General features: G+C 71.0%; 10 protein-coding genes and 3 pseudogenes. 9 read left to right on the forward strand and 4 right to left on the reverse strand.

What is annotated here, in order from left to right; all coding sequences use genetic code 11:
• Window positions 1-54: 54 nt before the first annotated feature.
• A pseudogene (locus tag TU30_RS34220) lies at window positions 55-343 on the reverse strand (transposase); the annotation flags it as partial.
• Window positions 344-858: 515 nt separating this feature from the next.
• The gene (locus tag TU30_RS18100; RefSeq protein ID WP_042171237.1) at window positions 859-2,292 is read right to left on the reverse strand and encodes an endo-1,4-beta-xylanase; all 1,434 of its coding nucleotides are present in this window, start codon (window positions 2,290-2,292) and stop codon (window positions 859-861) included.
• Between the two features lie 1,150 nt (window positions 2,293-3,442).
• On the opposite strand from TU30_RS18100, the gene TU30_RS18115 reads away from it, so the two are divergent.
• Both TU30_RS18115 and TU30_RS38320 read left to right on the forward strand, forming a co-directional pair.
• On the forward strand, window positions 3,443-3,637 hold the full coding sequence (locus TU30_RS18115) for a ribbon-helix-helix protein, CopG family (RefSeq protein WP_042171244.1): 195 nt from the start codon (window positions 3,443-3,445) through the stop codon (window positions 3,635-3,637).
• Window positions 3,634-3,774: pseudogene (locus TU30_RS38320) on the forward strand (toxin); the annotation flags it as partial. The gene TU30_RS18115 and the pseudogene TU30_RS38320, both read left to right, overlap by 4 nt.
• A gap of 174 nt (window positions 3,775-3,948) precedes the next feature.
• On the opposite strand, the gene TU30_RS18120 reads toward TU30_RS38320, so the two are convergent.
• A complete protein-coding gene (locus tag TU30_RS18120; protein WP_078878341.1) occupies window positions 3,949-4,725 on the reverse strand; it encodes an MBL fold metallo-hydrolase in 777 nt (258 codons plus the stop codon).
• A 687-nt stretch (window positions 4,726-5,412) separates the two neighbouring features.
• On the opposite strand from TU30_RS18120, the gene TU30_RS18125 reads away from it, so the two are divergent.
• Window positions 5,413-6,138, forward strand: coding sequence for a glycoside hydrolase family 11 protein (locus tag TU30_RS18125; protein ID WP_042171247.1), 726 nt, complete (start codon window positions 5,413-5,415; stop codon window positions 6,136-6,138).
• On the opposite strand, the gene TU30_RS38325 is transcribed toward TU30_RS18125, so the two are convergent.
• Window positions 6,096-7,358 (reverse strand): helix-turn-helix domain-containing protein, encoded by a 1,263-nt coding sequence (locus TU30_RS38325; protein WP_370626669.1) that lies wholly within the window; start codon window positions 7,356-7,358, stop codon window positions 6,096-6,098. The genes TU30_RS18125 and TU30_RS38325 overlap by 43 nt on opposite strands.
• Before the next feature lie 30 nt (window positions 7,359-7,388).
• Here TU30_RS38325 and TU30_RS38040 point away from each other — a divergent pair.
• The 6 genes and pseudogenes from TU30_RS38040 to TU30_RS18150 all read left to right on the forward strand — a co-directional run.
• Window positions 7,389-7,667: pseudogene (locus tag TU30_RS38040) on the forward strand (Atu4866 domain-containing protein); the annotation flags it as partial.
• A 755-nt stretch (window positions 7,668-8,422) separates the two neighbouring features.
• Window positions 8,423-8,713: an Atu4866 domain-containing protein gene (locus TU30_RS18135; protein WP_042171252.1), complete on the forward strand. Its 291-nt coding sequence runs from the start codon at window positions 8,423-8,425 to the stop codon at window positions 8,711-8,713.
• Window positions 8,714-9,873: 1,160 nt separating this feature from the next.
• Window positions 9,874-9,990 carry a cold-shock protein gene (locus TU30_RS38330; RefSeq protein ID WP_370626670.1) on the forward strand — a complete coding sequence of 39 codons (117 nt, stop codon included), beginning with the start codon at window positions 9,874-9,876 and terminating at the stop codon, window positions 9,988-9,990.
• Between the two features lie 230 nt (window positions 9,991-10,220).
• Window positions 10,221-11,039, forward strand: a complete 819-nt coding sequence (locus TU30_RS18140) for an alpha/beta fold hydrolase (RefSeq protein ID WP_042171254.1) — start codon at window positions 10,221-10,223, stop codon at window positions 11,037-11,039.
• Window positions 11,039-12,328 carry a PP2C family protein-serine/threonine phosphatase gene (locus TU30_RS18145; protein WP_042171257.1) on the forward strand — a complete coding sequence of 430 codons (1,290 nt, stop codon included), beginning with the start codon at window positions 11,039-11,041 and terminating at the stop codon, window positions 12,326-12,328. Before TU30_RS18140 ends, TU30_RS18145 begins: the two co-directional genes overlap by 1 nt.
• Entirely contained in the window at window positions 12,325-12,678 is a 354-nt protein-coding gene (locus tag TU30_RS18150) for an STAS domain-containing protein (protein WP_042171261.1), read from the forward strand. The genes TU30_RS18145 and TU30_RS18150 overlap by 4 nt, the downstream gene beginning before the upstream one ends.
• The last annotated feature ends 399 nt before the right edge of the window (window positions 12,679-13,077 follow it).

A 13,077-nucleotide genomic window follows, 5' to 3' on the forward strand; every position in this document is an offset into this window, starting at 1 on the left:
GGCGTGGGCGGTGCCGACGGAGGTGTCGAAGCCGAAAGCGAGTTGGAGGTCATCTCATTTGGCGAGCCTGCGGTAGCAGATGAGGGTGCAGGCGATGCTGGTGAAGGCGAGGAAGTGGCCGGCCTTGCGTTCGTAGCGTCGGTGGAGGCGGCGGCAGCCGCCGAGCCAGGCACATGGTGCGTTCCACGGTCCAGCGGTGGCGGCCCAGCCGTTGCGAGGACTCGACTCCCTTGCGGGCGATGCGGTGGGTGATGCCGCGTTCGCGCAACCATCGCCGCAGGTGGGCGTAGTCGTAGCCCTCTTCGCGCGCGGCATTCCGCCGATCCGGTCCCGCCGAGCCGCGTGCGAAGAGGGCTGCGACTGGGACCGTCTGCGCCGGTGACCGCGTGCCTGTGCCTGTGCCTGTGTCCCCTCCGTCCGGGGGCCGGAGGGCTCCGGGGTGGAACCGGTCGCCGCCGTGTGGTCGGTGAAGCGGTGGCGGTAGGACGTCGGTGTGGTCGCGTAGTGCGCGGTGAAGTTCTGCCGGAAGGTCACGGCGCTGGCGAACCCGCATGCCGCGGAGACGCGGGTTCGCCAGGTGGTCGTCTCCAGGAGTCTGCTGCTGGTCGGCGCCGTCCCGGTCGGTGTACTGGACGACGTTGCCGCCGTCGATGGTGCGATTGACCAGGGCGTTCCCGGCATCGGTGTCCACCGTCGCCGCCTCGGCGGGCGCCGGAGTCACCGCGGCGAACATGCCGGCCCCGGGTCGCCACCACCACGGCGGCGACCCGGGACCGTCAACGATGTCCTCCCGGAGGTGCGGGGGAAGCCGCACCGTAGGCCGTCATCGATTCGCCCTTTCGTTTGTGGCAGGTCCCCTCAGGTGTGGGTCCAGCGTTGGTTGTCGGCGTTCGAGCAGGAGTAGAGCTGGATCAGGGTGCCGTTGGCGGTGCCGGCTCCGACAGCGTCGAGGCAGAGGCCGGACTGGGCGCCGACGATGGATCCGTCGGAGTTGAGGACCCATTTCTGGTTGTCGCCGCCCCAGCAGCTGTAGATCTGGACTTTGGAGCCGTTTCTGGTGCCGGCGGCGTCCAGGCACTTGTTGCCGTAGACCCTGAGCTCGCCGGCGTCGGTGTACGTCCACCGCTGGTTGCTGTTGCTGTGACAGTCCCACAGCTGGAGCTGGGTGCCGTCGGTGGTGCTGGCGCTGGGCACGTCCAGGCAGCGGCCCGAGCCGACGCCCTTGATCTGTCCGTCGTCGGTCGGAGGAGGCGTGGTGGTGCCGCCGTTGAGCGCGTTGAGGACGGCGGTGTAGGCGGGCTTCTTGCTGCCGTCGTTGTTGAACAGCAGCGGCGTGTGCTCCGATCGCCAGGAGTCGCTGTCGCGCACGCCCCAGACGGTGACGCCGAGGCAGCGCTCGACGGCCAGGCAGTCGTTGACCACGTTGGCGTAGGTCGTGGGTGAGGCGCCCTGGATGTCGAGCTCGGTGACGGCCACGTCGACGCCGAGGGCGGCGAAGTTCTGCAGGGTGGTGCGGAAGTTGCTGTTGTAGGGGCTGCCGCTGTTGAAGTGCGACTGGAAGCCGACGCAGTCGATCGGCACACCACGCTGCTTGAAGTCCCGGACCATGGAGTACATGGCCTGGGTCTTGGCCCACGTCCAGTTCTCGACGTTGTAGTCGTTGTAGCAGAGCTTGGCGGACGGGTCGGCGGCGCGCGCGGTGCGGAAGGCGAGCTCGATCCAGTCGTTGCCGCTGCGCTGCAGGTTGGAATCGCGTCGGGCTCCCGAACTGCCGTCGGCGAAGGCCTCGTTCACGACGTCCCACTGAGCGATCTTGCCCTTGTAGTGGGCCATCACGCCGTTGATGTGGCCGACCATCGCCTGGCGCAGACCGTTGCCGCTGAGACTCTGCATCCAGCCGGGCTGCTGGGAGTGCCAGGCCAGCGTGTGGCCGCGCACCTCCTTGCCGTTCTGCACCGCCCAGTTGTAGACGCGGTCGGCGGCGGTGAAGTTGAACTGGCCCCGCTGCGGCTCGGTGGCGTCGATCTTCATCTCGTTCTCGGCCGTCACCGAGTTGAACTCACGGTTCGCGATCGTCGCGTACGTCGAGTCGCCCAGCCTGCCCGAGGCGACGGCGACGCCGAAGTAGCGGCCGCTCTGCGCCGCCGCGGCGCCGAGCGTGCTCTCGGCGGCGTGTGCGGTCGGCGGCGCGACCAGTGCGGTGGCCGTACCGAGGACGCCGACGATCAGCGCCAACAGCAGACCGCGGATCTTCCGGCGGACAATGGGTCTGGGAAGGGCATACGAGCCCATGACTGTGCCTCCAAGGTAGAGATCACGGAAGGACCGAAGCGCAGGGGATTGCGTGGTCCGCTCCATTCGGCAGACGGGCGGACGGACGGGGCGGGCCGGATCCCGGGCAGCACGGGATCACCGGACACCGCGGGCATGGGACGGGGCGATCTTCGACACAGGCACGGGGGGTACTCCATCGCGGCTCAGCCGGGGGACCGCCACGCGGCGTCGTGGACCTCTCCCACTGCGTGAAGAGCCAGGATGCACTGGTGCGGACCCCACCGGAACGAAACGGGTGGCGCAGGTGCTTTGGTGCGCGGATCTGTGGTGCGGTTGTGCGTGGATCTGCCGTGCGGCACGGATCGCCCAAGGCCGATGTGGTTCGAAATATCGATCTGGGGCCGGTTTCCCAGACGGGAATGATCGAGGTATTGATGAGGGGTCGTCAATACTCTCCGCAGAAAAAGTTTCTGATTCTCGTTCGAAACTTTCGGAATCCCGGTGGGTCGGACGGCGAACCCCGACGCCGTCGGTGGATGCGGCAGGGCAGGGGTCGGGGTCGGGGCGGGCGCGCGGACGCTTCTTGCTCGACTTCCCTTCTCCGTGCGAACCGTTGGACCGGCGGGCTGTCTCGCGAACCTCCGGAGTGCTTCCGGGTCCTGGTCCCGAAGGGTGGTGGATCCCGCTGGGTCTGCGCGGCGCGGCCGGTGCCCCGGCAAGGTCACCGCGTCGGCCGTCGGCCAGTGGATCCATGATGCCGCGCCGACTGGGCGGTTTTCGTGGACGCGGGCAAGGCGGCGGTGCGGTGGCGCGGTGTCGAAGGTCTGCTCGCCGGTCCACCGCTTCGGCGCCGGCGTGAACCCTTGGGTGTGCGGGCCGCGCCGGACCGCCTCCGCTCCGGCGTCAAGTGTGGGGCGACTCGGCCATCCGTCGGTGTGGCGTGCGACGTTTCCCGCACAGGGTCCCCCGAATGTTTCGGCTCCAATGGCGACGCATGTGAGAGGTATTGACGTCGTTCATCGGTTCCCTGCCGAGTGAGCTGCTCGATACTCCGGCCGTTGTTCGCTATTACGAACATTCCGGGTCGCTCCGTCGCACGGCAGGGCACCTCCTGGCCGCGACGCCCTGTCGCCTCGCCACCCGGATACCAGTCAGGTGTCATCCCTGCGTGGCGATGACACTCCGACTCCCCGAGGACCTCGACACGAAGCTCACCGAGCGGGCTCGTCGCGAGGGCCGCAGCAAGCAGGAACTCGCCATCGAGGCCATCCGTGACGCCCGGAACCGGGCCGAGCTCGAGGTCGACGACGTCCTGGCCGAGTTCATGGACGGCGATGCGGAGATTCTGGAGTACCCGAAGTGACCGACGTGCGCCACCTCCGGATCGACGAGATCCTGGCCATCGCCCGTGCGGTCGACGGTACCGAGCACAGCGTGCGCGACACGGGTCTCCTGGTGTCTGCGATCGAACGGCCCCGGACGAACGTGGCGGAGGCGGAGGCGGGGGCGGAGGCGGAGGGAGAGGGAGAGGAGAGGCCGCTGGTGTTGGCAGGGGCTTCCTCCCGGCCGCGTGTGCGCATCTCCTCCACCGACGCACGCACGCGACGACACCCCGCAGCCCGGCACCTGGGAACGGTGGGACGTGGGTTCCCCCTTGAAGGACGGGCGGTCGGATCAGGTGGGGGAGAACGGCGCCCAGTGGGTCAGCTCGAAGCCGGAACCCCGGCGGCGCATTTCGAAGGCACCGTGCCCGGGCAGGTGCGCCGGGAACACGAGGGCGTTGTTGTCCGCGGCGTGCGCGAACATGCGTGCACGGCTGGCGCGAGCGCCGTCCTCGTCCTCTTCGAAGCAGCTGTTGCTGTGCGGCTCGTGCACCTGGATCGCGCCGTGCAGGAGGTCGCCGGCGAAGATCGCGCGGTCGCCCCCGGACTCCAGGTGGATGATCGAGGCGCCGGGGGTGTGGCCGGGTGCCAGTTCGAGGCGGAGGTGGGAGTCGATGGTGTACGACTTGTCCCAGGTCTCCACCGGACCGGCCTCGACGACCGGGTCGACGCTGTCCTCGTAGACGTTCTGGTTGCCCCGTCCGAACACCGTGTCGGGGAGGTTCTCGGGCCTCCGGTACTCGACGTCACGCTGCGGCATGCGGTAGGTCGCGCGGGGGAAGGCGGGGACCCGGTCGCGGCCTTCGAGCCGGGTGTCCCGGCCGACGTGGTCGTCGTGCAGGTGGGTGTTGACGACGATGTCGACGTCTTCGGGCCGCACGCCGACAGCGGCGAGATTCGCCAGGTGGCCGGTGTTCGGATAGGACCAGATCGGTTGCAGCGGGCGGTACTTGCCGTTACCCGCGCCGGTGTCGATCAGGATGGTCCTGCCCTCGCTGCGCAGCACCCAGGACTGGGTGGCGGCACGGGTGAGACCGGTGTCCGGCTCCCAGTGGTGGGGCACCAGCATCCCGGTGTGCCGCTGCCACTCCTCGGGCCGGCGCGGAGCGTGGCCGGGGTGTCGGCCACGGGCGCCGGGTTCTCGGTGGCCACGTCGAGGTCCCGGCTGGGGCGGTTCACGAGGCGGTGCGCCCGGACGGCACAGCCGCCGGTGAGGGCCAGGGGGTACGGGAGCCGAGGCGTCCGTCAGGGCGAGGCCGGCGGATGCGGGGGGCCGCGCGCGGCACCGCACCTCGACGTGGGCGGCGGTCGCGGATCTCGCCGCGTCGTACGAGGCGACCCGGGCCAGGCCGTTCGCGCGCAGTCGTTCCCGGTGGGGCTGCCGCAGTCGCGTCCACATCCGTCCGAAAGTTTCGAACGTCGCGCACGTGCTTGCGTTGCGTCTCTTCCCCATTTCATCCCATCCCTTGCGGCTGTTCGCGTGAGAGGTGGCTTGAACAGGGAAGATGTACTCGCTGAGACCTCTTCTGGTGAAGGGAACGTTTCCGAAAGACTGCCGAAAGCGTTGACAGGTTCATTGCGCTTTCCGAAAACTATGGCCACCGAACGACAGGAGACCGTCGTTCCCCTCACGTCATGTGACCGGGGAGGGCGGTCGGTCGGTGCGGCACGACGACGGGCGACCCCCGCCGTGTTCCATGCAAGGCCGCGGGCAGCAGGAGCCGCCCGCCCCCACCAGCCTTCATCGGGAGGACGCATGCAACAGGACGGCACACAGCAGGACCAGATCCAGCAGCACCCCGCTCCCTCCGGCGGCTTGAGCCGACGAGGCTTCCTCGGCGGCGCCGGCACCGTCGCGCTCGCCACCGCGTCCGGACTGCTGCTGCCCGGCACCGCCCACGCCGCCACCACCATCACCACCAACCAGACCGGCTACGACGGCATGTACTACTCGTTCTGGACCGACGGCGGCGGCTCCGTCTCCATGACGCTCAACGGCGGCGGCAACTACAGCACCCGGTGGACCAACTGCGGCAACTTCGTCGCCGGCAAGGGCTGGAACACCGGCGGGCGCAGGACGGTCCGCTACACCGGCTACTTCAACCCGTCGGGCAACGGCTACGGCTGCCTCTACGGCTGGACGTCGAACCCGCTGGTGGAGTACTACATCGTCGACAACTGGGGCAGCTACCGGCCCACCGGCGAGTACAGGGGCACCGTCCACAGCGACGGCGGCACGTACGACATCTACAAGACGACGCGGTACAACGCCCCCTCCGTCGAGGGCACCCGCACCTTCGACCAGTACTGGAGCGTCCGGCGGTCGAAGGTCACCAGCGGCTCCGGCACCATCACCACCGGCAACCACTTCGACGCCTGGGCGCGTGCGGGCATGAACATGGGCCAGTTCAGGTACTACATGATCATGGCCACCGAGGGCTACCAGAGCAGCGGAAGCTCGACCATCACGGTCAGCGGCTGACCTCTGTCCGGCGGACAACCGGCTTCGGGCTCCGGCCTCGCGGCGGATCCCGCAGCCGTGGCGGACTCGCCACCGCGGTGGGAGCGCCCCCGGCCGAAGGCCGGGGGAGGCCGACCGGTTCGACAACCAGCACCTCCGCACAGCGATCGGCGACATCCCACCCCACGGGCACGACGGCGCTGCCCGAACGGCGCCTCTCCGCGCGGGCAGCGCGCCGCCTCGGGGAACCGGGCAGGCGATTCGTCGGTGTGCGGCAGCCTGACGAACCAGTAGGCACGAAGGTCGGCTCCACCGGGCCCACGTCGGTCAGCAGGTCGTGGAGCGTTTGCCGTCGCGGGAGTCGCCGCCGTGCTTGCCTGCCGCATCGTGCTCGTCCTGGCCGGGGTGGCCGGTGATCCCGCCCTCCGGCGCGAGCTCCAGCAGCCCGGGGCAAGCGCCACATCCAGGCCGTCCTGATCCGGGCCCGCCGTCGCGTCAACGTCCACCGGGCCCTCCTGCGAGCCGGACGGCCGTACGAGGCCGTACCTCCCACTGTCCCGGCAGCTTGACAGCCGAGCCGCGTGCGAAGAGGGCTGCGACTGCGACCGTCTGCGCCGGTGACCGCGTGCCTGTGCCTGTGCCTGTGCCTGTGTTCCCTCCGTCCGGGGGCCGGAGGGCTCCGGGGTGGAACCGGTCGCCGCCGTGTGGTCGGTGAAGCGGTGGCGGTAGGACGTCGGTGTGGTCGCGTAGTGCGCGGTGAAGTTCTGCCGGAAGGTCACGGCGCTGGCGAACCCGCATGCCGCGGAGACGCGGGTGATGCTCCAGGTGGTCGTCTCCAGGAGTCTGCGGGCCTCGTCGAGCCTGCGGGTGAGGATCCACTTGGCCGGGCTCATGCCGGTCGTCCCGTGGAAGCGGCGGGAGAAGTTGCGTGTGCTCAAGCTGATCGTCCACCACGCCCAGGAGGGCACCCGGACCGCGGACGCGCTGCGCCTGCTCGGGTCGCTGGCGGCGAGCACCCACCCCGAACCCGGGACGACGCGTCGAGGCGGGCCACGTGAGAGCCCGCCTCCTCGGAACCGCGGCCGGCGGCACATGCGTCGCCGTCCTCGTCGCCGGAGGTCTTGCCGCGTGCTCCGCCGGGCCGGACAGCGGGAGCCTCCCGGGCCCCGACGACGCCGCGCAGCGCGGCCGGCACCAGTCTCCGTCACCCGCGACGGCGACGGCGGCCCCACCGTCCGCATCGGCACCGGGGGGCGGGCCCGGCCGGAGTCACAGACGCCCCGCCGCACCCGTACGTCGGGATGTGGGTGACGGCCGACGGGCACATCCGTCAGGAGCTGCTCGCGAACGGCCGCTACGACGAGGCCCGCGGAGACCGGGAGAGCGCCTACACGGGTTCCCACCAGGTCTCCGGGACCCGGATCGAGTACGTCGACGACACCGGGTTCAGCGCGGACGGGACTTTCGACGGAGACGTACTGCACCACGGGGGCCACCTCTTCTACCGCGAGGGCAGCGAAGCACACCAACAGCACAGGGAACGGCGCTGACGGACGACACCCCGGGGCGGAGGCGGCGCACCTTCGTGACGGCGGGGACCACGGGCGGGCCGACGGAGCCCACCGGCACCGCAACCGCTTCGGCGGGACCTCGTGAGGACGCGGCTGCGTCGCCCTCCGGCCGACCGGCTCGGGAACGTCACAGGCCGTACGAAAGCGGACTGATCCGCCCGTCGGGGATGTCGACTGGCTGAGAGGCCCGTGCCGCGTCCGGATACCGCCTGGGCCGGATCGGTGTCCGTCCCGCCCGGCGCACGACGGTGCCGGTCGGGACGTCGAGCCGGGCCCGACCGGCATGACGACCCCGAAGCGGGGCGACTGCCCGGGGAGCCGGCGCGCGGGCGGGGCCACCGGCGTCGGTCTGCCCTGGTTCGGGCGGTTGCGTCCTGACCCTGAATCCGTGGGGCGCACGGTTTTCCTCCCTCTCCGCCCCGGTGCGCACCCGCTGTGCACGAGGTCCCCCGTCGAGGCGGGCGGGCGCCGGGTGGCGCCGGGCGGCTTCCGCGCCGTCAGCTTCGGCGCGTCCCGTCATCGGAACCAGGCCGCCCTGCCCCCAGGTCCGCCCCACCCACGGTGAGTGCCGCCCGGTGCGGCGGCGAGCGGGGACCGGCCCCGAACGACCTGCTCAGGAGGCGGGGCGGTGATCACGACCCCCCCGTGGACGGTGGGGGCGCGGCACCCGGGAAGCCCGCACCCGGGGGGACGGTGGCCTGGTTGCTTCCCGGCGCGGGGCCGAGGTTGGAGCCATGACCAGCAACGAAAAGCCCCGCGATCCACATGCGTACGTCGGGATGTGGGTGACCGCAGACGGCTTCATCCGCCAGGAACTGCTGCCGAACGGCCGCTACGACGAGGCCCGGGGCAACCGCCGGAGCGCCTGCACCGGCCGCTACACCGTCACCGGCAGCCACCTCGACTACGTCGACGACACCGGCTTCACCGCCACCGGCGACGTCCGTGACGGCGTTCTCCTCCATGAGCACCTCGTGCTCTACCGCGAGGGCGACCCGCGCGCCCGGCAGGGAACCCGACCGTGACCGGGGTCCAGCTGCGGGCGACCTGAGCCGCCACCCCGAGCTCGCGAACGCCCGCCGTCCGGCGGCGGCACAGCCGTCGACCGGCCCGCCGGGGTCGACGTCGGCGAGACCATCGTCCGCCCACCGCCGGCCAAGCCTGAACCGACCACCTGCCCCGCCCTCACCGCCCACGGTGAGGGCGGGGCAGCGCCGTCCCCACCGCGTCCGCACGGTCCGGGGACCGGTGGTTCCTCGTCGCCGGGTACGTCCGGCGGCGCCGACCCGCACGGCAGCCAGGGTCTGGAACCGCTCGTGCGAGGCGTCCTGCCCCCGGCTCCTGCCCCCGGCTCCCGACGCTGACCCCGCTGCGGAAGCCGGCGAGGCCACGCGCGGGCCAGGTCCGTCGGAGCCGGTCCGGGCACACGGAGGACCGCCTACCGCGGCTCGGCCGCGATCTGGACAAGGCTGCCGCGCTGCCCTCGAAGACGGCGGTGGTGACGGGGGCCACCTCCGGGATCTTCGGGGCCCCTCAGTGTGGGCCGCCCGGCCCCCGCGGTCACCCGGCCCCCGCCAGGGTTCATGCCGCGGTGGCACCGAAGGCGAACCAGGGCGCCTGCCGGTGGTGCGCTCCAGGACGCCCGCCGACGCCCGGACGTCGCAGGGGCTGCGGGACGGCTCATGCCGAGCGCCTGTGAGGGCCGCGGCCTCGATCGCCCACGCGCCGCGGCTGGCGCAGGACGGGTGGCGGCGCGGCCGCCAGGAGCCTGGCGCCGGCGACCGCGGCGACGGCGCGGCCACCGGGGCCGTCCGGCCGCGTGTCGCCCCGCCGCCGCCGGCGTGGTGACGAGCCGGGAGAGGACCGGGACCACGGTGTCGGTGGCCTCTGCTGCGCGCGCCGGCTGCATCTGCGACCGCGAGGTGAGGATGGGGCACGCCGCGCCGGGAGTGTTCCTGCCGCAATGGGCGGAGCAGAAGAGTGTAATATTCACCGACTGTCGTGGCGTGCTACCGTCGATTTCAGCTGCAGACTTGGTTCCCGAACCTCAAGCGCCTCGAACGGAATTTTCAGTCGTTGGAAGCGCTTTTTATTTCCGGTCATTCCGGGAGGGGTGTCATTGCGGCGGACCGGCATCCGCGTACCGCGGGTCCGGGCGCGCGTACTGCCCCAAAGGAGATATGGCATGGCGTCTGGCACCGTGAAGTGGCTCAACGCGGCAAGAGGTTTCGGCTTCAAGGCCGCCTTCGGCGTCGCGCCGGGCCGGAAGGGCCCGACGGCCCAGGACATCGCTCCCGCCTGATGCCGACGCGCACCCTGCAGCGAGGGCCCGCGTCTCCCGGGGTGCGGGCGCTCCGCTGCGGGTGTTCCCCGTCCCGGGCTCACGCGTGGGGCCGCCCTCGCCCGCATCCGTACCGGATGTGCCGCACACCAGATTTTTTTCGCGTTCCCTCCGGCTCGTTCTCGTGATCCCCGCACCGCTCTTGCGCGGCGGGAATTCCTTGATGCAGGCCGTATCAAGGAAGGTTCTGAATGAACCCCGCATCCACGGACATCCGCCGCAGGAACAACGTCACCGTCACCGGCCGTGCGGACGGGCCGCTGCTCCTGCTGGCGCACGGGTTCGGCTGTGACCAGAACATGTGGCGCCTGGTGGTCCCCCTGCTCGCCGAGGACTTCCGGTTGGTGCTCTTCGACTACGTGGGCTCCGGACGCTCGGACCCCGCGGCCTGGAGCGAGCAGCGCTACGACTCGTTGGAGGGCTACGCCTCGGACGTCCTGGACGTCTGTGAGGAGCTCGACCTGCGGGACGTGGTCTTCGTGGGGCACTCGGTCAGCGCCATGGTCGGGGTCCTCGCAGCGGCCGAGGCGCCCCAGCGGTTCTCCCGTCTGGTGATGGTGGCCCCGTCACCCCGCTACATCGACGAGGACGGGTACCGGGGCGGGTTCAGCGCGGACGACATCGGTGAGCTGCTGGAGTCGCTGGAGTCGAACTACCTGGGCTGGTCGGCGGCGATGGCCCCGGTGATCATGGGCAACGCGGACCGGCCCGAACTCGGCCAGGAGCTGACCACCTCGTTCTGCGCGACCGACCCGGACATGGCGCGGGTCTTCGCCCGCACGACGTTCCTGTCCGACAGCCGCCAGGAGCTCAAGACGGTCGAGGTGCCGACGCTGGTGCTGGAGTGCAGGCAGGACGCGATCGCCCCCCGCGAGGTCGGTGCCTACGTCCACGACGCGATACCGGGCAGCCGCCTGGTCACGCTGGAGGCGACGGGGCACTGCCCGCAACTGAGCGCACCCCAGGCCACCGCGGCGGCGATCACCGACTTCATGAAGGAGGCCCGCTGATGGGCCGCAGCAGTCACTGTCCCGGTCACCGCCCCGACGCGGAGCAAGCCGTGGAGGCAACCGACGTGGCCTTCACCGTCCTGCTGGAGGACAGCGCGGAGGAACTGTACGAGCAGGCGCCCTGCGGCTACCTGTCCACGCTGATGGACGGCACCATCGCGAAGATCAACATCACTCTTCTGGAGTGGTTGGGCCTCTCGCGGCAGGAAGTGGTGGGCCGGATGCGGTTCAGCGATCTGCTCACCGTGGGCGGCAAGCTCTACCACGAGACGCACTTCGCCCCGCTGTTGCAGATGAACGGCGAGGTCAGCGGCGTCGCCCTGGACATCAGAGCCACGGACGGGCAGCGGATGCCGGTGCTCGTCACCTCGAAGGTGAAGACCAGCGACGACGGCGGGCCGATGCTCGTCCGCACCACGGTCTTCGACGCCCGCGACCGCCGCGCCTACGAGACCGAGCTGCTGCGCGGACGCCGGGAAGCCGAAGAAGCGCGCCGACAGGCCGAGGTCGACCGCGAACGACTCCAGGAAGCCCTCGCCGTCCTGCAGCAGAGCCTGCTGCCCGCCGGACTGCCCACGGTCCCGGGCCTGGAAGCCGGCTCCTATTACCACACCGCCTCTCCGGATCTCCTCGGCGGAGACTTCTACGACCTGTTCTCCCTCGGCGCGGACCGGTGGGCGTTCTTCCTCGGCGACGTGTGCGGCAAGGGCCCCCAGGCCGCCGCGGTCACCTCACTGGTCCGCCACACGCTGCGGGCGGCGGCCCTGCACGACCAGGACCCCGTCACCGTACTGACCACCCTGAACACGGTGCTGCACGAGCGGTACACCAGAGGCGACCCCCGGTACTGCACCGCCGTCTTCGGCACCCTGCACCCGGGCGGCGACCACGTCGGCGTGCACCTGGCCTCCGGCGGTCACCCCTCCGCACTGATCCAGCGCGCCGACGGCACCGCGCACTACCTCCCCACCCCCGACGGCATGCTCATCGGCGCCCTGCCGCAGGCACAGTTCACCTCCGCCCGCACCCGGCTGTCCCCCGGTGACACCCTGCTGCTCTACACCGACGGCCTGACCGAAGCCCGCACCGGGCCCAAGCGTGAGCTCTACGGCGACGACGCCCTGCGCGCCTTCGTCTCCGAACAGCCCGCCAAGGGCCCCCAGGCCCTTGTCACCGCTCTGGTCGGGCTCCTCGCCGGCTTCGACGACGGCCTCGACGACGACACGGCGCTGCTCGCCCTCGGCGTGCCCGCCCCGCTCCCCACCCTCGCGAGTGATGACCTGACATGAGCCCTCTGACGATCACTGCCCGGGACGCGGCCACCGGTCCCGTACTGGAAATCACCGGCGACCTCGACTACACGACGGCACCCGAACTCCGCCAGACCCTGGACCGCCTCGTCCTGGCCGAGGGACAACTGCTGGTCCTGGACCTGGACGGCCTGGAGTTCTGCGACTCCAGCGGCATCACCGCTTTGCTGGTGGCACGCAACCTGGCCACGGAACACAGGGGCGGCATGGCCCTGGCCGCGGTCCCCGCCAACACCGCCCGGATCCTGCGCATCGCCGGCCTGGACCGGGTCTTCACCCTCCACCCCGACACGGCGACAGCCACCGGGCACGGTTCCACAGCCCGCTGATCACCTCGGCCCTCGTCCCGGAGGAACGCCGCGTGTTCGACCTGCCGAACCCGTTCTCGACCCAGGGGCGCGACCGCTTCAGGACGGTCAGCCGGGGACTGCGCTATCAGTGCTCGCCCTTGGAGAGGGGGTAGCGCGCAGGCACGTACCGGCAAGGGCCCCAGTCGGCCGACGACGGGTCGCCGCGCCGTGAGGTGGAGGCATCGCCTCCACCTCCGGTCCCGGCCCTCGGCTCTGCGGATCCATGGAACGCAGCAGTTCGAGCAGCCCCTGCGCCGACAACAGCCGGCCGTCGGTGACCGGCTCCCGGCCTGACGTGTCGGCGTGGTGCGGTGCGGCCTGCCGGCCCGACGCAACGGTGGTGCCCGCAGCGGGGCGCCCTCCACCGGCACGGGCCGC

This window comes from Streptomyces sp. NBRC 110035 (genome assembly GCF_000829695.1).
In the GTDB taxonomy this organism is placed as follows: Bacteria; Actinomycetota; Actinomycetes; order Streptomycetales; family Streptomycetaceae; genus Streptomyces.

Bases quoted from the DNA above. Each gene is read 5' to 3' on its own strand.
- TU30_RS18125 (WP_042171247.1), top strand. From the start codon at position 5,413: ATGCAACAGGACGGCACACAGCAGGACCAGATCCAGCAGCACCCCGCT.
- TU30_RS18140 (WP_042171254.1), top strand. From the start codon at position 10,221: ATGAACCCCGCATCCACGGACATCCGCCGCAGGAACAACGTCACCGTC.
- TU30_RS38325 (WP_370626669.1), bottom strand. From the start codon at position 7,358: ATGCGGACGGTGGGGCCGCCGTCGCCGTCGCGGGTGACGGAGACTGGT.
- TU30_RS18120 (WP_078878341.1), bottom strand. From the start codon at position 4,725: ATGCTGGTGCCCCACCACTGGGAGCCGGACACCGGTCTCACCCGTGCC.
- TU30_RS18100 (WP_042171237.1), bottom strand. From the start codon at position 2,292: ATGGGCTCGTATGCCCTTCCCAGACCCATTGTCCGCCGGAAGATCCGC.
- TU30_RS38330 (WP_370626670.1), top strand. From the start codon at position 9,874: ATGGCGTCTGGCACCGTGAAGTGGCTCAACGCGGCAAGAGGTTTCGGC.
- TU30_RS18135 (WP_042171252.1), top strand. From the start codon at position 8,423: ATGACCAGCAACGAAAAGCCCCGCGATCCACATGCGTACGTCGGGATG.
- TU30_RS18145 (WP_042171257.1), top strand. From the start codon at position 11,039: ATGGGCCGCAGCAGTCACTGTCCCGGTCACCGCCCCGACGCGGAGCAA.
- TU30_RS18150 (WP_042171261.1), top strand. From the start codon at position 12,325: ATGAGCCCTCTGACGATCACTGCCCGGGACGCGGCCACCGGTCCCGTA.